General features: G+C 65.3%; 22 protein-coding genes. 7 read left to right on the plus strand and 15 right to left on the minus strand.

The window, feature by feature from the left end:
* Window positions 1-296 precede the first annotated feature (296 nt).
* The 11 genes from nahK to IB229_RS01115 all read right to left on the minus strand — a co-directional run bounded on the left by nahK (window position 297) and on the right by IB229_RS01115 (window position 16822).
* A complete protein-coding gene (gene nahK, locus IB229_RS01065; RefSeq protein ID WP_192324098.1) occupies window positions 297-2930 on the minus strand; it encodes a hybrid sensor histidine kinase/response regulator NahK/ErcS' in 2634 nt (877 codons plus the stop codon).
* The gene (gene nosP, locus IB229_RS01070) at window positions 2863-4023 is read right to left on the minus strand and encodes a nitric oxide-sensing protein NosP (protein ID WP_192324100.1); all 1161 of its coding nucleotides are present in this window, start codon (window positions 4021-4023) and stop codon (window positions 2863-2865) included. The genes nahK and nosP overlap by 68 nt, the downstream gene beginning before the upstream one ends.
* 257 nt (window positions 4024-4280) lie before the next feature.
* Window positions 4281-4670 (minus strand): hypothetical protein, encoded by a 390-nt coding sequence (locus tag IB229_RS01075; protein ID WP_192324102.1) that lies wholly within the window; start codon window positions 4668-4670, stop codon window positions 4281-4283.
* A 111-nt stretch (window positions 4671-4781) separates the two neighbouring features.
* Complete coding sequence (locus IB229_RS01080; RefSeq protein WP_192324104.1) at window positions 4782-5966, minus strand: porin; 1185 nt, start codon at window positions 5964-5966, stop codon at window positions 4782-4784.
* Window positions 5967-6312: 346 nt separating this feature from the next.
* On the minus strand, window positions 6313-8733 hold the full coding sequence (pqqF, locus tag IB229_RS01085; protein WP_192324106.1) for a pyrroloquinoline quinone biosynthesis protein PqqF: 2421 nt from the start codon (window positions 8731-8733) through the stop codon (window positions 6313-6315).
* Window positions 8734-8846: 113 nt separating this feature from the next.
* Entirely contained in the window at window positions 8847-10019 is a 1173-nt protein-coding gene (locus IB229_RS01090; protein ID WP_192324108.1) for a hydroxymethylglutaryl-CoA reductase, read from the minus strand.
* Between the two features lie 316 nt (window positions 10020-10335).
* Entirely contained in the window at window positions 10336-11463 is a 1128-nt protein-coding gene (locus IB229_RS01095; RefSeq protein ID WP_192324110.1) for a YheT family hydrolase, read from the minus strand.
* Between the two features lie 68 nt (window positions 11464-11531).
* A complete protein-coding gene (locus IB229_RS01100) occupies window positions 11532-13196 on the minus strand; it encodes an AMP-binding protein (protein ID WP_192324112.1) in 1665 nt (554 codons plus the stop codon).
* A 67-nt stretch (window positions 13197-13263) separates the two neighbouring features.
* The gene (locus tag IB229_RS01105; protein WP_192324114.1) at window positions 13264-14427 is read right to left on the minus strand and encodes an FAD-binding oxidoreductase; all 1164 of its coding nucleotides are present in this window, start codon (window positions 14425-14427) and stop codon (window positions 13264-13266) included.
* Window positions 14420-15940 carry a phytoene desaturase family protein gene (locus IB229_RS01110; RefSeq protein WP_192324116.1) on the minus strand — a complete coding sequence of 507 codons (1521 nt, stop codon included), beginning with the start codon at window positions 15938-15940 and terminating at the stop codon, window positions 14420-14422. Before IB229_RS01110 ends, IB229_RS01105 begins: the two co-directional genes overlap by 8 nt.
* Window positions 15941-15985: 45 nt before the next feature.
* Entirely contained in the window at window positions 15986-16822 is an 837-nt protein-coding gene (locus IB229_RS01115; RefSeq protein ID WP_192324118.1) for an enoyl-CoA hydratase-related protein, read from the minus strand.
* Between the two features lie 121 nt (window positions 16823-16943).
* Between IB229_RS01115 and IB229_RS01120 the strand changes: the two genes are divergently transcribed.
* A complete protein-coding gene (locus tag IB229_RS01120; RefSeq protein WP_192324120.1) occupies window positions 16944-17579 on the plus strand; it encodes a TetR/AcrR family transcriptional regulator in 636 nt (211 codons plus the stop codon).
* Between the two features lie 12 nt (window positions 17580-17591).
* On the opposite strand, the gene IB229_RS01125 is transcribed toward IB229_RS01120, so the two are convergent.
* Window positions 17592-18302: a class I SAM-dependent methyltransferase gene (locus IB229_RS01125; RefSeq protein WP_192324122.1), complete on the minus strand. Its 711-nt coding sequence runs from the start codon at window positions 18300-18302 to the stop codon at window positions 17592-17594.
* 359 nt (window positions 18303-18661) lie between these two features.
* Here IB229_RS01125 and dusA point away from each other — a divergent pair, with 359 nt between their 5' ends.
* Complete coding sequence (gene dusA / locus IB229_RS01130) at window positions 18662-19651, plus strand: tRNA dihydrouridine(20/20a) synthase DusA (protein ID WP_192324124.1); 990 nt, start codon at window positions 18662-18664, stop codon at window positions 19649-19651.
* Between the two features lie 87 nt (window positions 19652-19738).
* The gene (gene tal / locus IB229_RS01135) at window positions 19739-20665 is read left to right on the plus strand and encodes a transaldolase (RefSeq protein ID WP_192324126.1); all 927 of its coding nucleotides are present in this window, start codon (window positions 19739-19741) and stop codon (window positions 20663-20665) included.
* Between the two features lie 63 nt (window positions 20666-20728).
* Here tal and rssC read toward each other — a convergent pair whose 3' ends face one another.
* Window positions 20729-21223: an anti-sigma factor antagonist RssC gene (gene rssC / locus IB229_RS01140; RefSeq protein ID WP_192324128.1), complete on the minus strand. Its 495-nt coding sequence runs from the start codon at window positions 21221-21223 to the stop codon at window positions 20729-20731.
* The gene (gene rssB, locus IB229_RS01145) at window positions 21220-22404 is read right to left on the minus strand and encodes a two-component system response regulator RssB (RefSeq protein WP_192324130.1); all 1185 of its coding nucleotides are present in this window, start codon (window positions 22402-22404) and stop codon (window positions 21220-21222) included. Before rssB ends, rssC begins: the two co-directional genes overlap by 4 nt.
* 217 nt (window positions 22405-22621) lie before the next feature.
* Between rssB and IB229_RS01150 the strand changes: the two genes are divergently transcribed.
* On the plus strand, window positions 22622-22921 hold the full coding sequence (locus IB229_RS01150) for a PilZ domain-containing protein (RefSeq protein ID WP_192324132.1): 300 nt from the start codon (window positions 22622-22624) through the stop codon (window positions 22919-22921).
* Window positions 22922-22978: 57 nt separating this feature from the next.
* On the opposite strand, the gene IB229_RS01155 is transcribed toward IB229_RS01150, so the two are convergent.
* Entirely contained in the window at window positions 22979-23680 is a 702-nt protein-coding gene (locus tag IB229_RS01155) for a VacJ family lipoprotein (RefSeq protein ID WP_192324134.1), read from the minus strand.
* Window positions 23681-23795: 115 nt separating this feature from the next.
* Here IB229_RS01155 and IB229_RS01160 point away from each other — a divergent pair, with 115 nt between their 5' ends.
* The 3 genes from IB229_RS01160 to IB229_RS01170 all read left to right on the plus strand — a co-directional run bounded on the left by IB229_RS01160 (window position 23796) and on the right by IB229_RS01170 (window position 25297).
* Window positions 23796-24203 (plus strand): acyl-CoA thioesterase, encoded by a 408-nt coding sequence (locus tag IB229_RS01160; protein ID WP_192324137.1) that lies wholly within the window; start codon window positions 23796-23798, stop codon window positions 24201-24203.
* A gap of 65 nt (window positions 24204-24268) precedes the next feature.
* The gene (locus IB229_RS01165) at window positions 24269-24916 is read left to right on the plus strand and encodes an HAD family phosphatase (RefSeq protein WP_192324139.1); all 648 of its coding nucleotides are present in this window, start codon (window positions 24269-24271) and stop codon (window positions 24914-24916) included.
* Window positions 24917-25033: 117 nt separating this feature from the next.
* A complete protein-coding gene (locus IB229_RS01170; protein ID WP_192324141.1) occupies window positions 25034-25297 on the plus strand; it encodes a DUF4404 family protein in 264 nt (87 codons plus the stop codon).
* The last annotated feature ends 63 nt before the right edge of the window (window positions 25298-25360 follow it).

Consider the following 25360-nt stretch of genomic DNA (forward strand, 5'->3'; position numbering starts at 1 on the left):
GACGCGGAGCGTCACGCAAGGGGTTACCACGCGGAGCGTGGGAACCATCAACGCGGAGCGTGGGAACCATCAGCAAACCATCAGCAAAGCCCATACACCGCGTGGAGTAGGTTTTGATCGTTCCCACGCGGAGCGTGGGAATGCAGCCCTCGACGCTCCAGCGTCCACCCGCAGCTTTGCGCAGCCGGCAACTCTGTGACGCGGAGCGTCACGCGAGGGGCTACCACGCGGAGCGTGGGAACCATCAAAGTGGTGCGCACGGAGCACCCTACGGGATTGAGCCGCCAACCCGCTTGCTAGCCGGCGCGGCGCGCCAGGAGAAAGCTCAGCGTGGTCTTCAGCTTCATCGGTTTCACCGGCTTGTGCAGCAGCGTATGCCCCAGCTCGCGCAGGCTCTGCTTGAGTTCGTTGCTGTAGTTGGCGGTCACCATCAGCGCCGGCAGCGGTTCGCCGCGGCGGGCGTTGATCGCGGTGACGGCCTGCACGCCGTCGCGGCCGTCGTCGAGGTGGTAGTCGGCGATCAGCACGTCAGCCTCGGCGTGGTAGTTGTCCACCTGCCGCGCCAGATCGTCCTCGGACAGCGCGGTGACCACCCGGCAGCCCCAGCCTTCGAGCAGGATGCGCATGCCGGCGCAGATCGCCGCATCGTTATCCAGTACCCACACCCGCGCGCCCTGCAGGCACTCCACCGCCAGCGGCAGAGCTTGCGGCGCCTGTTGCAGCACGCTGAGGCGCCGGGTCAGCGGCACCTCGATGGCGAACATCGAGCCCTGCCCCAGGCGTGAACGCACGCGCACGCGGTGGCCGAGCATGCGCACGATCTTGTCGACGATGGCCAGGCCCAGGCCCAGGCCGCGGTCCTGGTGATGCTGGCCCTCGCCGCGCTTGAACTCCTGGAACACCTCGTCGAGCTTGTCTTCGGCGATACCCATGCCGGTGTCCCACACCTCGATCGAGAGGATCTGCCCACGGCGCCGACAGCCGAGCAGGATGCGCCCCTTGGCGGTGTAGCGGATGGCGTTGGTCAGCAGGTTGCGCAGGATGCGCGCGAGCAGCTGGATGTCGCTGCGCACCCAGGCCGAGCTGGGCACGAACTGCAGCACCAGGCCCTCGCTGGCGGCGTGCTGGCGGAACTCGGCGGCGAGGTTTTCCAGCAAGTCGCCGACGGCGAAGCTGGAGATGTCCGGCTTGATCACCCCGGCATCCAGCTTGGAAATGTCGACCAGGGTGCCAAGCAGGTTTTCCACGTCCTCCAGGGAGTTGCTGACGTTGCGGATCAGCCCGTGGCTGGCCTCGCTATGGCGCTGTTCGAGCAAGGCGCTGGTGAACAGCCGCGCGGCGTTGAGCGGTTGCAGCAGGTCATGGCTGACGGCGGCGAGGAACTTGGTCTTCGACAGGTTGGCCTGTTCGGCTTCCTGCTTGGCTTCGCGCAGGCGTGATTCGACCCGGCTGCGCTCGCCGATCTCGCCGACCAGCTGGCGGTTGAGGCTGGTCAGTTCGGCGGTGCGCTCGCGCACACGCAGTTCGAGGTTCTGGTAGGCCTGGTGCAACGCCTCGGAGGTGCGCCGGCGCTCGGTGATGTCGCGGATCAGCACGAAGATGCCGACCACCTCGCCACTGGCCTGCCGGTTCGGCACGTAGGAGCGCAGCATGTAGCGCTCCTGCCCGGCGAAGTTGGTCTCGGCCATCTCGAAGGTCACGCTCTCGCCGGACAGCGCACGGCCCACATAGGGCTCCAGGCGCCGCCAGTGCTCCTCGTTGTGCACCTCGCGCAGGCTCTGGCCGAGCATGCCTTCGCGCGGCCAGTGGTACCACTCCTCGTAGACCTTGTTGGTGAACTCGTAGACCAGGTCGGCATTGAGGTAGGCGATCAGCGCCGGCACATGGTCGGTGATCAGGCGAATCCAGCGTTCGCTCTCGCTCAGCGCCTGGGCCTGGCGGAAGCGCTCGGTGATGTCGGTGAAGGTGTTGACGAAGCCGCCAGTGGGCAGCGGGTGGGTGCGCACTTCGAGCATGCGCCCGTCGAACAGGCGCTGCTCGCACTCCAGCAGCGGCGCGCCCTGGGCGTCCAGGCTGGCCGGCGTGAGCAGGGCCAGCTCGCTGTCGGCCATGACTTCGGCAAACGGCCGGTGCGCCTCGATCGGCGCCAACCCGCAGAGTTCGAGGAAACGGTGGTTCCACAACTCCAGGGTGCCGTCGGCGTTGACCATCGCCACGCCCTGGGACAGGTTGTCGACGGCGCGCTGTAGCAGCCGCGACTTCTGCGCCAGGGCCTGTTCGCGGCGCTGGGTTTCGCTCTGCTTCAGCTCGGTGATGTCGGTGTAGAGGATCACCAGGCCGCCTTCGCGGGTCGGCCGCTCACTGACCTGCACCCAGCGCCCGCTCATCAGGCGGAACACCGTGTGGCCCTCGCCACGGCCGCGGTGCTCCTCGACGATCAGGCCGGTGCTCTCGGCCAGGCGCTTGATCTCCGACAGGCGCGTGCCGGCGGCGATGCGCGCCCGCGTGCGCGACCAGAATTCCTTGAAACGGCTGTTGAACAGGACGATGCGCTGGTCCTTGTCGAACAGTACGAAGGCGTCGGAGATGCTCTCGATGGCGTCGATCAGGTGCTGGTGCGCGGTCTCGGCCCGCAGGCGTGCATCGCTGAGCAGCTGGTTGCTGGACTTCAGCTCGGTCATCGCCTGGTTCAGCGCGTCGGTGCGCTCGCGCACCTGTTCGGCCAGCACCACCGAATGCTGGAACGCCGCGTAGCCGTCCGAACGCAGCGAATGGCCGGACTCCACGCGCTCGATCAGCGCCGCGTTGATCGTGCGCAGGCGTGCGTTTTCCGCCTCCAGGGCGGCCAGGCGCGCCTCGCCGTCACTCGTGCGCGCGGCCTGGGCGTCCAATGGCAACCCCGGTGAAGGTCTGGTTGATGTGCATGCCATTGAACTGTTCCCCGTAGGTGTTGAAGCCGATCACCCGCTGCTCGCGGAGAAAGTCGGAGACATCGCTCATGCTGCTGCCCGCCGAGACCTCCAGGCGGCGCAACACGCAGTCGCAGCCGATGGTCAGCAGCGGCGGGCCGAGGCGCGCGCGCAGGCGCTCGAACTGCTGCTGCAGGTTGGGCATCAGCGGGCCGGGCGTCATCGCAGTGAGGACGATGCCGTTCTCCACCGCGCAGTAGAACGTCAGGCTGCGGTCGGCGTTGACCTGCTGGATCGAGCGAATGTAGTACTGGTCCTTGATGCGCACGGCCAGCGGGTGTGCGGCGAAGGTGCGCATGTCCAGATCGGCCAGCGGCACGCCGATCAGCCGCGCGTACTCCTCGGCCGCCGGTGCGGCATTCAGTTCGTAGACCCGACGCAGCTCGGAGTCGGCCTGGGTGACCACCAGTTTCTCCTGGCGCGGCTCGATGTGGTGGGTGGTGAACACCTCGAAATCCAGCCAGGTATTGACCAGCACCACCACGGCCGCACCGCTGTGAAACTCGCCGTCGTAGTAGACGTGGGTGCAGGTCAGGTGGTTGTCGTCGCCGGCCGAACCGCCGAAGTGCGGGATGCTGCCCAGCGCGGCGCTGAGCGCGGCGAGCACCACTTCCTCACGGCTGGAAAGGCCGTCGAGCAGGGTCAGGGCAAAGCTGTGGTCGGTGATCGGCGCCAGCGCGTTGCCGCGACAGTCGCGCACCAGGCGTTCGACCAGTTGTTGGGCGTCGATCAGGTTGAAGCGGTCCATCTCGTCGATCAGCGCGCTGGCGATGGAGAAGTTGCGGTGATCGAAGCCGATGGCGCTGACGCAGCCCTGGCCATAGCCCTGCGCAGTGATCTCGCCGGCGGTGGTGCAACCGACCACGCGGATACCGCCAAAGTACTCGTGCAGCGCCGGGCCGAGGCTGGCCAGGTCGTATTCCGCCGAGCAGAAGAACAGCACGAAACCCAGATCCGGGTGCATCAACTGGCGCGCCAGTTCCTGCGCCACCGACTCGGCATCGCGGGCATGCGATACGGCAGTGACGACACCTTCAGTTTCCCCACGCCGCATCGGCCCACCCCATCAACATCTGTTGCCGTAGTGGTCATTCTAGGAAGCGGCCCGGGCGCGCCCCATGCTACTTGGGTCGCGAAGGGTCTAGTCCGAAAGTAGCGCTCGGACGGACGGCAATGGAGTGGGCTGGTCACCCAGAGGACGAAGCCTGCCCATCGGCCTCAGGCGCGGCTTCGGTCGTTGCTCTGACGTAGGGGCGCCGTGCGCACCGCAAATGCCGGCGGTGCGCACGGCATGCACACCCTACGGGCGGATCAGAGCGGCCAGCACAGCAGCGTTACCAGCAGCATGCCGCTGTAGAAGCCAATCTCCAGGGTTTCGCTGAGCGGCTGGATGCGCCGCAGCGCGCCGTAGATATGCACCAGGATCATCAGCAGGGCGACCGCCGCAAGCACCTGGTAGGTGAACAGCAACGCCTCGCCGGTCAGCGCGGCGCGCAGCATCAGCGCTTCGACGATGAGGATGAACGCGCCCAGGCAGCGGCCAAAGTAGATCGCCAGGTGGGTTTCGCGGGGAATCGCCCAACCCATCAGGCGCGCCCACAGCAGCGGTACGCAGAAGATCGGCAAGGCGAATACCAGGGTGGTGCCGATGGCCAGCCAGAGGAGGAAGTCCTGGCTGTAAGCAGTCCAGAGTCCAATCACGGTGATGTTCCTTGTTGTTATGAAAGAAGGCGGGCCACTTGCTCGTGCCCACCTTTCCGGTCCCTGCGGCGAACCGGCATCACCGGCTCGCTGGGGTATTGCGCAGCTGGCTTACCAGTTGAGGACGGCACCGACGGCGAAGGTGTCGGAATCCTCGTTGAGGCCGCTGCCTTCGGCCGCGTCGATCTCGTACTGGTTGTACTCGGCGACCAGCTTGAGGTTGTCGTTGATGGTGCGGAAATAGGCGATGCCGCGGGTCTCGTAGTCGGCTGCAACGCCCAGGCCGTTGCCGTCGTCCTCGGTCTTGCCGTAGGACAGGGCGAAGCGGTTCTTGCCGAAGGTGTAGGAGCCCTGCAGCAGATAGCCGTCGCTGTCGATATCGCGCAGGGTCGGCTCGCCCAGGTTGTTGGTGAAGAACGGGTTGATGCCCTTGGCCTGGAAGCCCGAAGCGGTCACCGAGAAGCCGGCGATCTTTGCCTGCACGCCGTAGCCGAGGCCCTTGGAGGTCACGTCGTCGACCGAGTCGTCGGTGTTTTCCGAGGTCTGGTAGGCCCCGTTGAGCCAGGAGTAAATGGTCGCGCCAGCGGCATCGAACTGGTAGCTGACTTCCGACTCGTAGCGCGGCTGGTCCTGGTAGGCCTTGCCGACGGCGCTGTCGTCGTTGGTGTCGACCGGGTCCATGATGCCGACCGCGAAACGCAGGCCTTCGGCCAGGTTGTTGTTGCGGTAGGTGATCTGCGAGGTCGGGAACGGGTACGGGTAGCCGGTGCCGATGTTGCCGAAGGACACGCCGGTGCCGTCGACCAGGCCCAGGGTGTCGCTGGAGTTGCCGTAACCGGCGAGCATCTCGTCGAGGAAGATGTTCGAGCGCGAGAACAGACCGAAGTCCTTACCGACCAGCACTTCGCCCCACTCCGGGTTGGCCACGGTGCCGTAGAACTGACGCACGTCGATGGCGGTGTCGGTGCCGTTGGTTTCGCTGTCGTTGATGGTCACCCAGAAGGAGGCGCGGCCACCGAGCTTGAGGTCGTCGACCTGCTTGCCGAAGTTGAAGCCCAGCCAGTTGGGCAGAAAGCCCATCTTGACGCGCGACTGACGGCGGTCGAACTGATCGCCCTCGCGGTCGATGTCGGTGTTCACATAGAAGGCGTTGATGTAGCCGTCGGTGGAAAAGGTGGTGTCATCCTTGTCGTACAGCATGATCTCGGCACTGGCCTGTTGGCTCAGGCCGCAGACCAGCGCGGTGGCAATGGCGAAAGGCAGCAGCTTGGGGGTGGCGATATTTTTGTTGTTCATGGCGCTCTCCGAGGCGTGGGACGACTGCCGGGCAGTCGCGTCGGAGGGATTATTCGGAGCCACCCGCAGCCGCCATACGCTGCCTTGGACGCAAAGCGCCACTGCTTTGCGGGCGCGTCCGAGGTCGTGCACCGACCCGGCGCAAAAGCGCTACACCCGAAGCAGCAGAAAGTCGTACACCCGACGACAGGCACCCGCTACTTGCGCACGATGAGCTGCGCGGATGCGCAATCAGCGCGGAAGAAGGCGTGGGCGGACGGCGAGCCAGGGGCGATGCTGCCGTAGGGTGCGCCGGGCGCGCCGCAGCCCCATGCGGGGATAACGGCGCACCCTACACGGCGTTACGTCAGGAATTGGCGGGCGGGCGCGCCTGGTTGCTCAACACCAGCCAGGGCTGTTCGAGCAGGTGCTGCAGCTGATCGGCCAGTTGGCGTGGAGTGACGCTGGCAAGCGCTGCTAGCTGGTCATGCGGATAGTCGTCCAGCTGCCCGGCGAGCCAGGCCTGGCAGAACGTCTGCGCGCCCTCCTCCAGGCTGCTGCCGGCACGCTGCAGCTGGCTGCTGGTGCGCTCGACGGCGGCGTTCCAGCTGCCTGCATCGAGCGCCGCGAGCACCTGTGCCTGCTGCTGGATGAAGTGCTGCAACGCTGTCCAGATCGCACGTGCATCGGCACTGGCAGACTGCACGGCGAACAGCAGGCCGGCCTGCCCATCGAACAGCCGATGGCCGCAGAACAGCGCGTAACCCAGTTGCAGCTCCTCACGCAGACGACGCTGGAATGGCGTGGCCAGCAACTGCCCGAGCAGTTGCCAGGCAACCGCGCCATGCACCCCGGCAGGCGCCGGCACGAACAGCAGCAACGCGCATTCCTCGCCTGGCAGCGCCTGTATCTGCCAGCGTGAACCGCCGAGTGCGAGGCCGGGCCTCGGCGCGGTGGGCTCGCAACCCACGCCCTGTTCGTCCAGCAGCGCCGCCAGTTGCCCAGCCAGTACGCGGTCATCGCTCAGCAGCAGTGTCGAGGCCTGCACCGGCAGGTGCGGCAACGCGGCCGCAGTCGGGCCGGCCAGTTGCCGCGGCAATGCCTGCAACAACTGGCGCAAGGCGATGCCCGAACCTGGCGCCGGAGCGGCGGTGTGATCGGCCAGCGGCCAGGGTTCGCGCAGCACGCCAACGGCGTGGTGCAGCACGGCTGGTAGCGCGTTGCCCGCACCGAGCAACTGCAGGTTCAGGGCGCTGCCGCGCTGGCGCAGGTCGAGGCGCACACCCTGCTGCCAGGCCTGGGCCTGCACGGGCTCAAGGCGCTGTTGCAGCTGCTGCAGGCGCGCACCTTGGCCGACGCTATCCGGCCACAGCAGAAACAGCGCTGCCACGCTCGGATCGCCCCACGGCGGTCGCTGTAGCGCGCCGCGCCAGGTCGCCGGTGCACGCCTTGGGTGAATCAGTGGCGCCGGCCACGCAGCGCTCGGCAGACGTAACTCCAGCATCTCGCTCGCGGGCAATGACTCCGGCGCCAGCGCCAGCTCGAAGCCAGCGTCGACCCGCGCAGCCACCTCGCGCGAGTCGGCGCTCAGCAGCAAAAACTGCCCGGCGCGCAGCTGGGCGATCAGCGCGTCGAGACTGGCGGCAGCCTGGCGGTGGTCGGGTTGTTCCAGCAGGTAGCGAGCCTTTTCCAGGGCGCCAAGGATGGGCCAGCGCCGCGCCAGAATGGCCTGGCAGTGCGCCACGCCGTCCGCGCCGAACAGCTGCGCCCGGCAATGCGCCAGCAGCTGCACCAGCACCTGCGACAAGGTCGCGCGCCGGACGAAACCCTCGGCCTGCAACTGGAAATCCGCCAGCAGCAGGGCCTGCTCGTCCTGACCATGCAGCAGGCGCCACACCAGCGTCGAGGCCAGCCCGCTGGCGCGCAGGGCCTCGGTGAGGCTGCCCGGCGCCGTCGACTCAAGCATCAGGTTCAGGTAGCCGAGCAGAGCCGAGGCGCCCTGCCCGTCACGCTCCAGCGCCACCGCCAGCACGCCACGGGCGATGCGGCCCGGCACCTGCAACTGCAACGCCGACGTGCCGTTCAGGCCCAGTTGCGGCGGGGGCTCATGGGCAAGCGGATCGCGCGTGCCGGCCAGGTCCTGCAGCAACGGGCGCAGCACCGGCAACCCCTGCGTCGCCGCATGCCGGCTGACGACCACCAGCCGCACCCGCGCCTGGCGGTAGATACGTCGGTGATAGTCCAGCAATGCCGCCTGGAAGGCCGCGTCTTCGACCGGCAGGCTGCTGCGCCGGCCGGCCTGGAACCGCGCGGCGCCATGCTGCGGGTTCAGCACCTGGCCCACGGCCGCGTCGATCAGCGTGTCGACATCGGTCGCGCGCAAGCGGAACTCGGCCTCCAGCACGTCGCGTTCGGCCACTTGCACTGCCGAGTCGAGCAGTGGCCGCTGCAACTGGTCGACCAGCCGCGCGCAGGCCGCTGCCAGCTGCGTCTCGTCGATCTGCAAATGAAACAGAGTGTGCGTGCCGCGCGTGCTGGCATTGACCTGGCCACCGTGGGCCTGCACATGACTCATCAGGCCATCGCCTGGCGCGAAGCCCTGGCTGCCACGAAACACCAGGTGTTCGAGAAAATGCGCCAGGCCCGGATAGGCGAGCGGCTCGTGATGGCTGCCACCGTCCAGTTGCAGCGCCAGCGCCGCCTGCAACGCCTGCGGCGCGTGCAGCCAGACCAGCTCGAGCCCGGGGCCCAGCCATTCGTGATGAATCTGCTCGCCGGACGCCAGCACGCCGCCACTCCCGCAATCGTCGAGAGCCCTAGCCTCCTCCTCTGTGCGGGTGGCAGGCAATACTGCTTTGGCAGCAAGGCGTACATGCGCAAAAGGCACGAGCAGTGTTCTTCTCAGCGATTGCGCCCGAGCGCTTCATGGCTGCTGACCCAATCCCCGGCCAGCACTGCCGAAGTCAGCGACACATCGCCGGCCAGGACCACCGCCGCGATGATTTCCGCCAGTTTGTCGGCCTTGCCGGTGCCGTAGCAGCCCAGCAGCTCCAGGCACTCGCGCTGGGTCGGTAGGCCGGTGCCGCCACCGTGGGTGGCGCAGATCACCGCTGGCAAGGTGACCGACCAGTAGTAGTCGCCGTTATCCAGCAGCTGGCCATAGGTGATGCCGCCGTGGGATTCGGCCACGTTGGCCGCATCCTGTCCGGTGGCGATGTACACCGCCGCCAGCCCGTTGGCCGAGTGCGCGCCGCTGTAGGCAGTGCCTGCCTGGAAGGCACCGACGGCGGCAATCTGCCGGTAGCGGTAGAGGTTGACGGGGTCGACGCGCAGCAGCTCGTGGGCCACTTCACGCTTGAGGGTGAACTCGGCGATCACCCGCTTGCCACGGGTCTGGATCATGTTCATCGCCGAGTGTTTCTTGTCGGTATCGATGGCGCCGGAAAGGATGTAGCGCGGCTGCAAGGGGTGATTGGCCTTGATCCATTCGCAGGCGGCGAAGGTGGCCTTGCTGGTCATGTTCTGCCCGGCGGCGTCCCCGGTGGTGTAGCAGAAGCGGGTGTAGAGCATGTTGGCCACCGGATACTGCTCGATCTCGAACAGCTTGCCGCTGCGGGTGGTGGTTTCGCTGACCGCCTTGATGGTTTCGAACTCGCTTACCAGCCAGGCGCCGAAGTCGCGCGCCTGCAAGGCATCGTCGAAGAGGAACACCGGAGCACGCTGCATGGAGTGTTTGACCACGGTGGTTTTCACCCCGCCGGATGCGCTGATCGCCCGCATGCCCCGGCTGTAACTCGCCAGCAAAGTGCCTTCGGTGGTGGCCATCGGTACATAGAAGTCGCCCCGCGCGTGTTCGCCCTCGATCCGCAGCGGGCCGGCCAGCCCCAGTGGCATCTGCACCACGCCGATGAAGTTCTCGATATTGCCACTGGTGACTTGCGGGTCGATGGCGTACTGGCCGACCGTGTCCAGTGAGGCGCCGGTTTGCGCTTTGACAAAGTCGCGACGGACCTTGGCCTGCTCGCTGGTGTAATCGTTGGCGGGGTTGCGGGGGATGGGGACGCCTCTGGACATAGTGCTCTCCTGCAAAGGTCTGATGGCTCACGCCTCGGACGGATCAGCCTAGGCCAGAATCCGCTTTCAGAGTGTGCCCGTCCGCCCTTGCGCCAGCGTGCCCAAGGGCGCCAATCAGGTGATCCAAGGCGCCAGTGTCATATAGGGCACCGGCATCGCCCGCGCTGCGCTCAACGCAGAACGCAGAACGCAGAACGCTGCCAGGCTGGGCGCAATCCAAGCGCGCCGCTTCGGGAGATTGCCGACCCAGTAAAGAACCCGCTCAGCGCTCTCAGCCCAAGCGGTATCAAGCGTGTTGCTGATACCTCGCGCGGGTTCAGTGCGGATGGTCTTCCGATGACCGACGAGCGCTGGCATGCAGCGCCTGGAGAAACTCGGCCGCCAGGTGATGGGCCCATGAGCGCGCGGTGAAACCGGAAAGGTAGGCGCAATGGCTGCCGCGTGCGGTGACGGCCAGCAGCGTGCGGGGCATGCGCGCCATGGCCTGCTGGTGATCGCGCACATTGCCCAGTACACAGACCGGGTCGTCCTCGGCGTTGAGCACCAGCAGCGGGATGCTCACCGTCTCCATCACCGGCATCGGGTTGCAGCTGTCGAGGAAGGCCTGTTGGCTGGAGTAGCCCGCGCACTCGTACAGGTGGCGGTGAAACTCATCCAGGCTTTGCGCATTTTCCAGGGCCGAGAGGCTGGGTAGATGGGCCAGCGCCTCGCGGTTCGGGGTGACGAACTGGCGCACCAGCTTCCTCGCCATCAGGCGGGTGTAGGGCGCTCGTGAGCGCGCGAAGGCGACGCGAATGTCGTAGCCCGGGCAATAGGCGAAGGCCCCCTGTAATGGCGTATCGGCGCCCTGCTCACCCAGGTAGCGAACCAGCAGGCCAGTGCCTGCCGAGATGCCTGCGGCGTAAAGCGGCGACTGCGGATAGCGCTCGCCGATCTGCCGCAGTTGCTCGCGCAAATCGGCGGTATCGCCCATGGTGTTGAACCGCGGGCTGGTCAGCGGCAGCCCGCCATGGCCGCGCCGCTCGCACACCACCACGCGCCAGCCCGTCAGCCGCTGCAGGTCGCGGACGAAGCCGCGCATGCTGTGCGGCGAGCCGGTGATGGTGTGCAGCACCACCAGCGTCGGTACCGAAGCCGGCAGTTCAGCGCCGAGCCAGTGCAGGGCCGTGGTGCCGCCATCAGCCATGCGCAGGGTATCGACGCGGTCGTACTGCAGACGCGCGGAGAAGACTTTCTTCAGTCCCAGTCCAAGCAGTTGCAGGTGGCCGTTGAACAACCAGGGGGTCGCCCAGAAGCGCTGACTCAAGCGCGGCACCTGGGCGATCAACGCCTGATTTTCCGGGTTGGCCTGGTAGATCAGCTGCGGCCTGCGCGCCGCCGTGCGCAGGTAGTAGGCACCCAGGCCCAAGGTGAGCACGGGCGCGGCGGTGATCCAGATCGACATCTGAGGTCCTCAGTCAAACAGCGAGCAAGGCGCCGATGGTAGCGAAACAGCAGGCTTAACGGCTGTCCTCATGTCCGCAACTGCGCCCGCAGGATCTTGCCGATGGGTGACTTGGGCAGCTGCTCGCGGAACTCGATGCGCTTTGGCACCTTGTAGGCGGTCAGCCGTTCGCGGCAATGCTGGATGATGGTTTGCGCATCCAGCCCCGGCCGATGCAGCGCGACGTAGGCGCACAGCGCTTCACCCGTTGCCTCGTCGGGTACGCCGATCACCGCCACTTCGCTGACGTCCGGGTGCTCGGCGATCACCGCCTCCACTTCGTTGGGGTACACGTTGAAGCCGGAGACCAGCACCATGTCTTTCTTGCGGTCGACGATGCGGATGTAGCCCTCCTCGTCCATCACCGCGATATCGCCGGTGCGGAACCAGCCATCGACGAAGGCTTCGCGGGTTTCCTCGGGGCGATTGAGGTACGCCTCGATGATGTGCGGGCCGCGCACCAGCAACTCGCCGGGTGTGCCGGGCGCCAGCTCGTGGCCATCAGCACTGGCGATGCGCACGTCGCTGCCGGGCAACGGCAGGCCGACGGTGCCTGGGCGCTCCTTCGGCCCCGGTGGATTGAAGGCGACGAAGCAGCAGCTTTCGGTCAGGCCATAGCCTTCGAGAATCTGCCCGACGGCCGCACGCCAGCGTTCGCCGGTTACCGGACGCAGCGAAGTGCCGCCGGATACGGCGAGCTTGAGTTTGGGCGGATTGGCCTGGAACCAGGGCTCGGCCAGCAGGCCGGCATACAGGGTGTCTACGCCCGTCATCCAGCGCACCGGAAACTTGTCGAAGGCCGGCTGGGTGTTGGACAGCGGTCGCGGATTGGGCACCAGCAGGTTGTGCGCACCCCGGCGGAAGAACAGCAGGAAGTTAAAGTTGAAGGCGAAGATATGATAGAGCGGCGGGATGGTGAGGATGATCTCGCCCGGCTCGATCTGCGCGCCGAAACCCGCGAGGTAGTCCTCGGCCATGCGCAGCACCGCCTTGAGGTTGGCATGGGTCAGCACCGCGCCCTTGCTCCTGCCCGTGGTGCCGCCGGTGTACTGGTACAGGGCCACGGGATGGTGGCGCTCCTCCAGCGTCAGCTCCTGGCCACGGTCCAGGGCCTGGGTGAAACGCAGGAAGGCCACCTGCGGCGTCAGGTCATCGCCGGCCTGTTCTTCTAGCGTGCGCTGGATGGCCTGGGCAATCGGCTCAGGGAAGAAGTCGCTCAGGCTGGTCAGCACCAGCGCAACGCCCAGTTGCGCAACCACCGGCTCGGCGCGCTTGGCGAACAGGTCGCAGGCCACCAGCAGCTTGGCGCCACTGTCGATCAGCTGCGCATCCAGCTCACGCGCGGTGTACAGCGGGTTGACGTTGGTGACGATCAACCCGGCCTTCCAGGCGCCCAGCACCGCGATGGGATAGTGCAGGCTGTTGGGCAGCTGCAGGGCCACCACATCGCCCGCCTGCAGGCCCTGCTCCTGCACCAGGTAGGCGGCAAAGGCGCTGGACAGCCGGTCGATATCACTGAAGGTCAGCTCCGCGTGCAACCCGTTGGGCAACACCTGGGTGAAGGCCGGCGCGTCGGCGAAGCGTTGCGCCCCCTCTCGCGCCGACTCCGCGAGGCTGCCTGACAGCGACGCGGCGTCGATCTGGTAACCCTGCAGGTGTGCTGGATAGTGCTGTTCCCAACGACGGGTAGTCATCCCTTTCTCCTTGTTCTGTTCTTGTTATTGGCGGCTGCGAGCGACAGGTGGCACCGCTCGCGTCGGCTTACAGCAGGACTTCGATATCCCCGGTCGGGAACGCCACGCAGGAATAGATCCAGCTGAAATCACGGTCGGATTTGCGCAAGTGCGCTTCCTGCGGATTGAACACCGAACCGGCCACCAGCTTGACCCGGCACAGGCTGCACTCGCCCGAACGGCAGGCGTTCTCGACGAAGTAGCCGTTGCGTTCCAGGGCGTTGAGCAGCGGCTCGCCAACGGTGCTGCGGAAGCTGCCACGGCCCTGCACGGTGATCTGCACTTCATCGTCCAGGGCTACGCCTTCTGGCCAGCCGGCCTGTTCGTGCGGCGCCTTGGGCGCGCCGTTGGCTTCGACGCGGATGCGCCGGCGAGCCACGCCCAGCGCGGTCAACAGCGCCACGCAGCTGTCGTTGAACGGCGTCGGGCCGCAGATGTAGAACATCTGGTTGCCGATCTCGCCCAGCAGGTCTTGCAGCATCTCCCGGTTAAGACGGCCGCTGCGGCCGCTGTAGCCAGCCGGCGGACGCGAGATCACTTCGCTCAGGGTGAAGTTGGCATGCTGCCCGGCCAGCTCGCGCAGCTCGTCGGCGAAGATCACGTCATCCACATGGCTGTTCAGGTAGACCATGTGCAGACGCTGCGGCAGTTGGCGATCGAGGATGTTCAGCAGAATGCTGCGCGCCGGCGCAGAGCCGGAACCGCCAGCGAGGAATACCAGGTCGTCGCCATGGAACAGCGGGTTGTGATGGAAGGTGCCCATCGGTCCCGAGCTGGTGAGGCGCTGCCCCAGCGTCACGCGGTCGAGCAGGTAGTTGGAGACGAAGCCGCCCTTGGCGCGCTTCACGGTCAGGTCGTAATACGTGCGCTGCGACGGCGAGGACGACATGGCGTAGGGCCGGGCCGTCTGTACCCCGTCGATCTCGACGAACAGGTTGATGTACTGGCCAGCCTGGAACGGTGGCAACGCCTGGCCGTCGACCGCGACCAGGCGCAGGGTCTTGGTAGTGGGCGTGTCCTCGAAGATCTCGGCGACTTGCAGCGCCAGGCGCTTGGGGTGCAACTGCACCACGGTGCTGCCGACTTCGCCGCGCACTTCATAGAAGTCGCTGCCGCTCTGCTCCAGCGCCAGCTTGGCGGCGAACGCCTCGGAAAAACCGGCAACCAGGTTCAACGCATTCTGCTCAGACATGCTCCACCTCTTTGGTCTTCAGTTGCTTGAGCACGGCGCGGGCGGTCGATTCGCCGGCCATGTAGGTCGGCTGGAAACCGCCCATGGAGGTCCAGGAGCCGGCCATGTACAGGCCCGGCACGGCGTCCAGGCGCTCACGCAGCAGCGCCGAATCCTGCGCGCTCTGCTGGAAGCCGTAGATGGCGCCGCCCGGTGTATTGAGGTAGCGCTTCATGGTCAGCGGCGTGGCCACCTCGACCTCCTCGATGTGCTGGCGCACCTTGGGGTAGACCTTCTCGATCACCTCGATGAGCTTCTCGGCGAACGCGTACTTGGTCTGTGCGTAATCCTCCGGCGTCACCGACTTCCACACATCGCCGTACTGCAGGCAGACCAGTACCACCTGGCTTTTACCAGCCGGCGCGGCGCTCGGGTCCTCGAGGTTGTAGCAGGTCAGCATGCCGCCCAGCGGCGGCTCCAGGCTGCCCATGCGCGCGTGGATCTGCTCCTCGTCGAGGGTTTCGTAGATGAAGCTGGAGGCGGTGGTTACTCCCAGCTCCTGTGGCGTGCAGTCCAGGCCGAGGTAGATGACGAAGGCCGAGGTGCCCATGCGCCGCGACTTGAAATCCTGCTGGATCTTCAGCGGCGGGCGGTCGAGATCGAGCAGCTCGTTGAAGGTGATCAGCGGGCTGGCGTTGGACACCACCGCGTCGCAGCTGACCCGTTCGCCACCCTCCAGGCTGACACCACAGATGCGCCCATCCTCGGTATGGATCTTCTCCACGCCGCAGTTGAAACGCACCTCGCCGCCCGCCTCGAGGAATGACTCCACCAGCGCGCTGGACATGGCCTGCGAGCCGCCCTTGATGTGCCAGGGCTTGAACACCGCATAGGCGTAGAGCATGGTGGCCAGGTCGGCGAACGGCAGCATGCTCGGCGACACGCCGAGGTAGAGCCAGTAGGTGGCGAGGATGTTCTTCAGCTTCGCGTCGCTGAAGAACTCGTCCAGCACCTCGCGCGCCGAACGGAAGCCGTACTGCACGTAGTACGGACACATCGACTTGAGCATGGCCTCGCTGTTCGAGCGCGAGGCCTGCGGCAGGGTCATGAAGCTTTCCAGGGTGACCTTTTCGCAGACCAGCATGAAGCGCTCGATGGCTTCGCTCTCGGCCGGGTACATGTCCTGCAGCAGGCGGCGAATGCCCGACCAGCTGGCCGGCAGGGTGACGTCCAGCTCACCGGGCACCACCAGGCGATACAGCGCGTGTTCCTGGATGAACTCGACCTTGTCCAGCACCCCCAGCTTGTCGAAGAACTTGCGCATCACGAACGGTTTTTCCTCGGTGCCCAGGCCGCTGAGCTGATGCAGCGCGACCTCGAACTCGAAATTGCCGCGCACGAAGGAGGTCGCGCAGCCACCCGGAATGTTGTGGCGCTCGACCAGCAGGGTGCGGCTGCCGCCCCGCTGCAGCGCCGTCGCGGCGGTCAGCCCGGCGTTGCCGGCACCGATCACCACAGCGTCGTAATGCGTCATCACTCACCTCAAACTTATCAACGATAAGATTTGGTTAAAAAAGCCTCAGAAGGTTTTTTGCAGCGCGTGCAGGTCGTCGAATTGCGCCGGCGTCCCGCTCATCCGCGCGCCGACCGAGCGCAGAATGTCCTGGCCGCTGAGGATCGCGCTCTGCAGCAATACGGTGTGTTGCAGGGATTCGTAGACGCCGTGGTCACGGCTGTAGAGCATCGCGCGCTTGATCCCGTTGATCGCCACCGGCGGGCGCTCGGCGATCTTGCGAGCGGCGGCGAACGCGCCTTCCAGCAGTTCCTCGGGGGTGGCGAAGACCTTGGCCAGCAGGCCCAGGCGATAGGCTTCTGCGGCGTCCAGGGTGTCCCCGGTCAATGCCAGGTAACGCGCCACGCCGGCAGGAATCAGCCGTGGCAGACGTTGCAGCACGCCGAGATCGGCCATCATGCCGACGTTGGTTTCCTCGATACGGAACTTGGCGGTCTCGCTGGCGAAGCACAGGTCGCAGGCGGCGATCAGGTCGAAACCACCGCCGATGCAGGCGCCCTGCACTGCGGCGATCACCGGAAAGCGCGCACGCTCCAGGGCATTCAGCGCGCCCTGCATGCGTTCCAGATTGACCTGCAGCACCTCGCGCTCTTGCGGGCAGCTGGCGTGGAATTCCTTGGCGGTGGAAAACATCTGCATGTCCAGGCCGCCGCAAAACACCTTGCCCTGTGCCGAAATCACCATCGCCCGTACCTGACCGGAGCGGCTCAGCTGGTCGACGGCATCGGGCAGCTCGCTCCAGAAGGCCCGCGTCAGGCTGTTGGCCTTGTCGGGACGGTTGAGCTGCAGGTGGGCGATGCCGTTGTCGACGCTAATCGCAAAACACTCGTAGGTTGGAGCCATGGATGCACCTCATGCACAGAATGTTAGCGATGCTAAGATTTGATCTTAGCACCGTCAAGATATTTCCCAATGCTAAGATCGCAACGCCCTACACACCCACGCAAGCAAGGCCCTACCCCGCATGAGCAAGCCATCCCAACGCGCCCGCGACACCTACCACGTAGGCAACCTCGCCCCGCAACTGCTCAGCGCCGCGCGGGAAATGCTCGAGGAAGTGGGGCCGACCAAACTGTCGCTGCGCGCGGTATCGGAACGGGTCGGGGTGAGTTCGACGGCGGCCTATCACCACTACGCCAACCGCGCCGAGCTGGTCGGCCAGTTGGCGGCTCAGGGTTTTCGCGAACTGGGCACGGCGCTACGCCGAGAAGACCAGGCAAACGCTGGCCTGCAGAAATTGCGTGATGCCAGCCTGGCCTACTTCAGCTTCGCCCGTGCCAACCCGGCGCTGTACCAGCTGATGTTCGGCCCGGAACTGGGCGACAACGAGATGCCGCTGGAATACCGCGAAGCACGCGACGAGGCCTTCGGCGAACTCATGCGCATCATCGCCGAGATACTCGGGCAGGACATGGACAGCGCCGAAGTCCGCCGCGCCGCCCTGGCGGGCTGGTCCTACACCCATGGCCTGGCCTCGCTGGTGATCCACGGCGTACTGCAACTCCCCGCCTCGACCAGCGACGCACGCTTCGTCGACAGCACGCTGCAGGGCTTCGCACACCTGTTCACGGCTGGAGGCGGAGCAACGCCGAAGCCCTGAACGGGCAGCCGCTTATCTCGCGCGGCTCGCCTTCCGCGGGCAGGCCCAGCCGTGCATCAGCCCGGCCTGAAAGAACTGCACCGGCGCCTCGAACCCCGCCGCCTCGATAAGCCCGGCAACCTGCTGCGTGGGCAGGATGGCTACATCACGGGCGTAGGCCACTCGCGCCCGCTCCAGCATCTCCGGCTGCACGCCAGCAGAGGACATCAGCGTCATCCAGCTACGCAGCAGCGCCTCGTAGGCCGGCGACCCGGTGTCGGAAGCGAGATCGGCGTTCGCCAGCACGCCGCCCGGCTTGAGTCGACAGGCAATCTCGTGGAAGAACGCAGTCCGCGCCCGACGCTCGAGCAGGAACTGGGACACCAGAAAACACGTCGCCCCGTCGTGCTCGGGCATGCCCGGCAGCGTGTCGAGATAGCCTTCATGGAAGTAACAGCGCGAGAGAAAGCCGTCCTGGGCGGCACGCTGCCGGCAGACCTCGAGCATTGCCCCCGACGGATCGACTGCGGTGAACTGCCAGCCGGGAAAGCGGCCGGCCAGGTGAGCCACTTCTGCCCCCGTACCAACACCGACGCAGAGTATTCGCGCGTTCTCCGGCAATGCGGCGAACAGCGCATCGAGCAACCGATAGAGCGCCTCGCGAATGGGCGCCATCCCCGACCACTGCTTGTCGTAACCGGCTGCCTGCTGGTCGAACAAAGCCTTGAGTTCGTCATCGCGCATTGGGACTACCTTCCTCTCCGTTGTCTGGGATGCGCCGCGTCATAGGCAGCGCTCCATTCAGTATCCCAGAGCTGTCAATACCCCTGGGTTGTCGCAGTGCCGACCCCTCTGCGTCGAATACAGGAGTGGCGACAACCCGCTAGTCAGCGCCGGCTTCATCCCCCCGCCGTCCGCTTATAAACTGCCAGCCCATATTCACTGCATCACCTAACCCACCCGCGGACCATTGCTTTGCGCGCGCGCTCGGCTCATTGTGCGCGCCCTGAACACCTGCCTTTCCCTGCCGCACGCGCACCGCAGGCACAAGGGAACAGCCGAAAACGCGCTCGCCCGCAATCAGGGCATAGAAATAATATTTTATGAATCAAATAGTTAAGCCACGCATATCACGAACATTCAGCGTCGCCCCGATGATGGACTGGACGGACCGCCATTGCCGCTACTTCCTGCGCCAGTTGTCGCGTCATGCGCTGCTGTACACCGAGATGGTCACCACCGGTGCGCTGCTCAACGGCGACGCCGAGCGCTTCCTGCGCTATGACGAGTGCGAGCACCCGCTGGCACTGCAGCTGGGCGGCAGCGACCCGGCGCAGCTGGCAGCCTGCGCGCGCATGGCCGAAGCGCATGGCTATGACGAGGTCAACCTGAACGTCGGCTGCCCCAGTGACCGGGTGCAGAACAACATGATCGGCGCCTGTCTGATGGGCCATCCAACCCTGGTTGCCGAGTGCGTCAAGGCGATGCAGGACGCCGTATCGATCCCGGTGACGGTCAAGCACCGCATCGGCATCAACGGCCGAGACAGCTACGCCGAACTGTGCGATTTCGTCGGCACGGTACGCGATGCCGGTTGCCGCAGTTTCACCGTACACGCCCGTATCGCCATCCTCGAGGGCCTGTCGCCGAAAGAAAATCGCGAGGTACCGCCGCTGCGCTACGACGTCGCCGCGCAGCTCAAGCAGGACTTTCCCGATCTGGAGCTGATCCTCAATGGCGGTATCAAGACCCTGGAGGAATGCCAACAGCACCTGCAGACCTTCGACGGCGTGATGCTGGGCCGCGAGGCCTATCACAACCCTTATCTGCTGGCGCAGGTCGACCAGTTGCTGTTCGGCAGCACGCAGCCGTCGATCAGTCGCGCCGAAGCGCTGGCGCGCATGCGCCCGTACATCGAACGGCACATCGTCGAGGGCGGTGTGATGCATCACATCACCCGCCATGTGCTCGGCCTGGGCCAGGGTTTCCCCGGTGCGCGGCGCTTCCGTCAGCTGCTGTCGGTGGACGTACACAAGGTCAAGGACCCGCTGGCGCTGCTCGACCAGGCCGGGGAACTGCTGGTCGGCCGCTGAGTACTAGTGCGCACGTCTGGCCGGGGCGGTTGAGCCGCCCTCGCCGCTCGGGTAAGGTCATGCGATTCGCACCGAACGAGTCCCGTCATGACCTCCAAGCTGGAACAACTCAAGCAATACACCACCGTGGTTGCCGATACCGGTGACCTCGATGCCATCAGCCGACTGAAGCCGGTCGACGCCACCACCAACCCCTCACTGCTGCTCAAGGCCGCGGCCCTGCCGCGCTACAGCGACCTGCTGGATGCTGCCGTCGCTGGCTGTGGCGGCGACCTCGGCCTGGCCTGTGACCGCTTCGGCGTGGCCGTGGGCCAGGAAATCCTCAAGGTAATTCCTGGACGCATCTCTACCGAGGTCGACGCGCGTCTGTCCTTCGACACCACCGCGACCCTGCGCCGTGCCGAACGCCTGATCGGCCTGTACGACCAGGCCGGTATCGGTCGCGAGCGCGTGCTGATCAAGATCGCCGCCACTTGGGAGGGTATCCGCGCCGCCGAACAGCTGGAAAAGGCTGGCGTACAGACCAACCTCACCCTGCTGTTCTCGTTCGCCCAGGCCGCCGCCTGCGCCGACGCCGGGGTGTTCCTGATCTCGCCCTTCGTCGGTCGTATCTACGACTGGTACAAGAAAGCCGAGGGCCGTGATTTCGTTGGCGCCGAAGACCCGGGCGTGCAATCCGTCGCGCGTATCTACCAGTACTACAAGGCCAACGGTTACCAGACCGTGGTGATGGGGGCGAGCTTTCGCAACCTCGGCCAGATCGAACAGCTGGCCGGCTGCGACCGCCTGACCATCAGCCCCGACCTGCTGCAACAGCTGGCCGACGACCAGGGCGAGCTACCGCGCCTGCTCGACGCCGACGCCAGCGGCGAAGCCCGTCAGACGCTCGACGAAGCGGCATTTCGCTGGGCACTCAACGACGACCCGATGGCCACCGAGAAGCTGGCCGAAGGCATCCGCCTGTTCGCCCGCGACCAGGAAAAACTCGAAGCCCTGCTCGCCGCCCGCGCCTGACCCCCGGCAACGAAAAAGGGCGATACCCTCACGGGTATCGCCCTTTTTTATGCCTGCCCGGGGTCAGCTGCGTTCGAGCGCACTCACAAGATCATGGAAGGCTTCGCGGTTGGACTCGTTCAGGCCCATAAGGATGCGATGCGCCTCGAGCACCTTGGAGCGCACGATCTCCTCGGAATGGTCCTGCGATGGCAGGTCATCCAGGCACTCCGGGCACGGCACCGGCTGATCGACGATGTTGAACACCTGATCGAAGCCCATCGACTGCAACAGGCGGGTGATGTCCGGGTGGGTGGTGACCACGGTGGGTAGCAGGCCGACCTTCTGCCGCGACAGGATCGACAGCTTGGCCAGCAGGCCGAGTGTGGTGCTGTCGATGCTACGGGTTTCCGTAAGGTCGATGACGATGGCCGAAAAATTCAGCGCCGTGAAGATCCGCTCGATCGTCGCATCCAATGCGGAACACAAGGTCAGACGGACTTCACCCAGAAACTTCAGGACAAAGGTACCGTCCTGTTCGGCGAATTGGATTCTACCGGGGCTATTCCCAGGGTTCATGCAAGGTTCCTGCTCAACACCAGCAAGGCGATATCATCAGGCATCTCGCCCAGATTGGCCAGCCCGAGAACCTGTCGCAGACCATCGAGCGTGCCACCGGCCGCACATACCAATTGCGGCAAAGCGACTTCCTTATCTTTGAGCGTATCACCCGGCAAAAGGTCCAGAATGCCGTCAGACAACAGGGTCAGGCTGAACGACGCCGGCAGCTGCATTTCCAGGTCGCTATAGGTCGCCTCGGTGAACAGGCCGACCGGCAGGCCGCGGCCTTCCAGGTAGCGCGCCTCGCCTTCGCTGAACAGCACCGGCAGCGGCAAGTGCCCGCCGATGCTGTAGGTCAGGGTGCCGCTCTCCTCGTCGATCACACCACCGAGCATGGTCACGTGCTTGCCCAGTTTGCAGTTGATCAACCCGCGGTTGATGTGCCCAAGCACATCGGAGGGTTTGAATTCCGGCAATGTGCCGTTACGCCTCGACTCGTAAAGCAGACGAGTGGTCATGAACTTCAACAGCACGGTGACGAAAGCCGACGACGCGCCGTGACCGGAGACATCCGCCAGGTAGAACGCGATGCGGCGCTCGTCCACGCGGAAGTAGTCAACGAAATCACCGGACAGGTACAACGACGGAATGATCTGGTGCGCGAACTCCAGTCCCTCGGCCTTCCACGGCGTCACCGGCAGCATGTTCATCTGCACCTGGCGTCCGGCGTTCTGGTCTTCCTGCAACAGGTGCAGGCTGGCCTGCAGCTCACGGTTGGCCAGCTCCAGTTTCTCGCGGTAGCGCTGGTTTTCCAGACGCAGATGCGCGCGATCAAGCGAGCGACGAACCGAGTGTTCGAGGACAGCGAGATCTTCCAGAGGCTTAATCAGGTAGTCAGCCGCGCCGAGACGCAGTGCCTCGACCGCATCGTTCATCACCCCGGCACCGGACACCACGACCACCGGAACCTGGGTGTCGAGAACGTTGAGGCGGCGGATCAGTTCGAGGCCGTCGACCTGCGGCATGCGCAGGTCGCAGATGACCAGATCAGGTCGTTCCTGCTCGAAGATTTCGAGGCCCTGCAGCCCGTTGCTGGCTTGCAGGACGCTGAAACCGCTGTCATCTAGATAGGCCGCGAGGCTAGCGCGTACCACTTCGTCGTCATCGATGATCAGCAGCTTGGCGCTGGGATTGTGCATGCGATATCCAGGCAAAAGACGCCGGAAACAGAAGTTGACGATTAGCGCCGGAGGGGAATCCGGTACACCTGTACGCAGTACATTTCACGGCGCAGACGGTACTCCCATCCGGCGGGCGATTCAAGCGCGTGCCGATTGTCGCCAGGCTGCTTTACACCTCAAATCGGCGGGGGTTATAACGACCGAGGAAAATGCCCATAACAAGAGGACAGGGTCCATGAGCCAAAGCGATCGTGCCTACAGCGAGAAACGTGACTTCATCCGCATGCGACTGGAAGCACCGGTCACCTTGCACCATGGTGGTCATGCCACTCCCGCCCTGTGCCTCGACCTGTCGAGCACCGGCATGCAACTGGAAGTCGATGGCAACCTGGCCTTGGGCGACAAGGTCAAGGTTCACATCGCCTCCGACCACAACGAACTGCGTGGGCTGGAAGCCGAAGCCGAGGTGATGCGTGTCATCGACCTGGGCGACGGTCGACAGTCCCTCGGACTGGCCATCCTGTCGATGACCTGATGTGCCACGGCAATGAAAAAGGCGGCCAGATGGCCGCCTTTTTCATTGCTGAACGACTCAGAAGTCGTCCACCACTTCGCCGTCCTTGACGCGGAATTCGCGGTTTTCCAGGTAGGCGTTGCGGATGAAAATGTACTTGTCACCGCTGACCATCTTCTCGGCCGAGAGCAGGTTGGCGCGTGCGTCGATCACGTTCACGCCGCGGATGACGTTGCGGGTCGGTACGTGGTCGATATACGGGTACGGGCCGAGGTAGCTGTCAGGGATCTTCGCCGGCGCGTCACGCAGCGAGCTCGGACCGAGCAACGGCAGTACCAGGTAAGGACCGCTGCCCAGGCCCCAGGCGCCGAGGGTCTGGCCGAAGTCCTCGTCGCTGCGCTGCAGGCCCATGTCGGTGGCCACGTCGAAGAAACCGAACAGGCCGAAGGTGGTGTTGAAGATCAGCCGGCCGGTGTCGACGCCCGCATCATGCACCTTGCCCTGCAGCAGGTTGTTGGCCAGGTTGCCGACATCGCCGACGTTGCGAAATACGTTGTGCACGCCGTCCTCGAGGAACTGTGGCGTGACCGTCTGGTAACCCTGCGCCAGCGGCTTCAGTGCGTAGGTGTCGATGGTGTCGTTGAAACGGAACACCGGACGGTTGAAGGATTCCCACGGGTCCGACTCGGCGGCGCCGGCGACGGCCGGCAGAACCGCCAGGGTGGCACAGGCGCACAGACGGCCCAGACGATCGATCCAGCTTGCACCGATCACGCGCATTTGCAGTCACTCCTTGGCATTAGTAGTGTGGCGACCCGCGGCCGCCTCAATCAGGCCGGCAGTATAAACATCGCCGCCGGTTAAGGCAGCAGCATAGCGAAGTAGCCGAAACAGAATGTCGCACAATCGCCTGATTCACACTGCACACGTTCCCGTTCGCTGGGGCGACATGGACAACTACGGTCACGTCAACAACACCGTCTACCTGGAGTACATCCAGGAGGCGCGCGTGGACTGGTTCACCACGGTCGGCGTGAACATCGACCATGCACCTCAAGGCCCGGTGATCCTGCAAACACTGCACACCTACCTGAAACCGGTGGTGCACCCGGCCACCGTGGTGGTCAAGCTGTTCGCCGGTGCACTCGGGCGCAGCAGCCTGGTGATCGAGCATCGCCTGAGCATCCTCGGCGACACGCAGACCTGCTATGGCGAAGGCCACTGCAAGTTGGTGTGGATCGACCACGCCAGCGGCGCGTCGGTAGCGGTGCCGGATCATCTGCGCGAGCGCCTGAACGCCTGACCCGGCGTCACGCTACCGTCATGCGCAGGCGTTAGCCTCCCCCGGATACCTCGGGGGTTCCGCACATGCCTGATTCATCCGCCGCACCTGAATTCACTGCGCTGCTGTTCGGCCTCTCCGGCTGCCTGGTCGATTTCGGCGCGCGCACCCTGCCGGTTGCCCGCCAGCACAGCGAGCCCGCCGAGACGTCGCTGCCCGCCCTGCTGGCCAGCGCGACCGAATATGCCGAACCGATTGCCGGTGTGGCTCAATTGCTCGGTGACCTGCACCAGCGCGGCCTGCCCTGCGCCTGGCTCGACGAGTTGCCAACCGAGGTCGGTCAGCGCCTCGCCTCGCCACTGCCACAGTGGTTGCTGGCTGCCAGCAATCCCGGCCGACCCTGGCCCGCTCCGGATGCCTGCTGGAATGCGCTGGCCGAGCTGCAGGTAGAACGCCTCGACGGTTGCGTGCTGATCGCCAGCGAACCGCGCCTGCTGCAGGCCGGGCTCAACGCCGGGCTGTGGTGCATCGGCCTGGCCACCTGCGGCCCGCTGTGCGGCCTGGCCCTGGGCGACTGGCAGGCTCTGTCGGTGGCCGAGCGCGAGAAACGCCGCGCCGACGCCACCCTGGAGCTGTACCACCTGGGCGTGCACTCGGTGATCGATCACCCCGGTGAGCTGCACGCCTGCCTGCTCGACCTGGCCCAACGCCGGCGCAAGGGTGAAAAGCCCTGACGACGGCTTGACGCGGATCAGGCAGGAGCGCGTGGAGTGGATTACCCTTCAAGACATCAAGCGAACCTTTGCCGCCTGGCCAGGGTCCACTCTGCTGTCTTGATAGAGGGAAACGTCATGCCTGAACATCTGCAACAACACCTGCTGCAACTGCGTGAGCAACTGGCCGAGGACACCCCGCTGGATGCGGAGGACCGTGCCGCCCTGCTCGAACTGATGCAGGAAATCGACCTCAAGCTGGCCAAGGAACTCGCCAGCGCCCCCGACGCCACGCTGGTCGACGGCGTCAACCTGGCGGTGGAGCGCTTCGAGAGCCAGCACCCGACCCTCGCCGGCACCCTGCGCAACATCCTGCAGAGCCTGTCGAACATGGGCATCTAGCGCAAACCAGCATGGTTCGCCCAAACGAAAACCCCGGCATCAGGCCGGGGTTTTGCGTTTCTG

The organism is Pseudomonas sp. PDM14, assembly GCF_014851905.1.
In the GTDB taxonomy this organism is placed as follows: Bacteria; Pseudomonadota; Gammaproteobacteria; order Pseudomonadales; family Pseudomonadaceae; genus Aquipseudomonas.

Coding starts and splice junctions, on each gene's coding strand:
- nahK (WP_192324098.1), bottom strand. CDS start 2,930: ATGGCATGCACATCAACCAGACCTTCACCGGGGTTGCCATTGGACGCC.
- nosP (WP_192324100.1), bottom strand. CDS start 4,023: ATGCGGCGTGGGGAAACTGAAGGTGTCGTCACTGCCGTATCGCATGCC.
- IB229_RS01080 (WP_192324104.1), bottom strand. CDS start 5,966: ATGAACAACAAAAATATCGCCACCCCCAAGCTGCTGCCTTTCGCCATT.
- IB229_RS01090 (WP_192324108.1), bottom strand. CDS start 10,019: ATGTCCAGAGGCGTCCCCATCCCCCGCAACCCCGCCAACGATTACACC.
- IB229_RS01095 (WP_192324110.1), bottom strand. CDS start 11,463: ATGTCGATCTGGATCACCGCCGCGCCCGTGCTCACCTTGGGCCTGGGT.
- IB229_RS01100 (WP_192324112.1), bottom strand. CDS start 13,196: ATGACTACCCGTCGTTGGGAACAGCACTATCCAGCACACCTGCAGGGT.
- IB229_RS01105 (WP_192324114.1), bottom strand. CDS start 14,427: ATGTCTGAGCAGAATGCGTTGAACCTGGTTGCCGGTTTTTCCGAGGCG.
- IB229_RS01110 (WP_192324116.1), bottom strand. CDS start 15,940: ATGACGCATTACGACGCTGTGGTGATCGGTGCCGGCAACGCCGGGCTG.
- IB229_RS01115 (WP_192324118.1), bottom strand. CDS start 16,822: ATGGCTCCAACCTACGAGTGTTTTGCGATTAGCGTCGACAACGGCATC.
- IB229_RS01120 (WP_192324120.1), top strand. CDS start 16,944: ATGAGCAAGCCATCCCAACGCGCCCGCGACACCTACCACGTAGGCAAC.
- IB229_RS01125 (WP_192324122.1), bottom strand. CDS start 18,302: ATGCGCGATGACGAACTCAAGGCTTTGTTCGACCAGCAGGCAGCCGGT.
- dusA (WP_192324124.1), top strand. CDS start 18,662: ATGAATCAAATAGTTAAGCCACGCATATCACGAACATTCAGCGTCGCC.
- tal (WP_192324126.1), top strand. CDS start 19,739: ATGACCTCCAAGCTGGAACAACTCAAGCAATACACCACCGTGGTTGCC.
- rssC (WP_192324128.1), bottom strand. CDS start 21,223: ATGAACCCTGGGAATAGCCCCGGTAGAATCCAATTCGCCGAACAGGAC.
- rssB (WP_192324130.1), bottom strand. CDS start 22,404: ATGCACAATCCCAGCGCCAAGCTGCTGATCATCGATGACGACGAAGTG.
- IB229_RS01150 (WP_192324132.1), top strand. CDS start 22,622: ATGAGCCAAAGCGATCGTGCCTACAGCGAGAAACGTGACTTCATCCGC.
- IB229_RS01155 (WP_192324134.1), bottom strand. CDS start 23,680: ATGCGCGTGATCGGTGCAAGCTGGATCGATCGTCTGGGCCGTCTGTGC.
- IB229_RS01160 (WP_192324137.1), top strand. CDS start 23,796: ATGTCGCACAATCGCCTGATTCACACTGCACACGTTCCCGTTCGCTGG.
- IB229_RS01165 (WP_192324139.1), top strand. CDS start 24,269: ATGCCTGATTCATCCGCCGCACCTGAATTCACTGCGCTGCTGTTCGGC.
- IB229_RS01170 (WP_192324141.1), top strand. CDS start 25,034: ATGCCTGAACATCTGCAACAACACCTGCTGCAACTGCGTGAGCAACTG.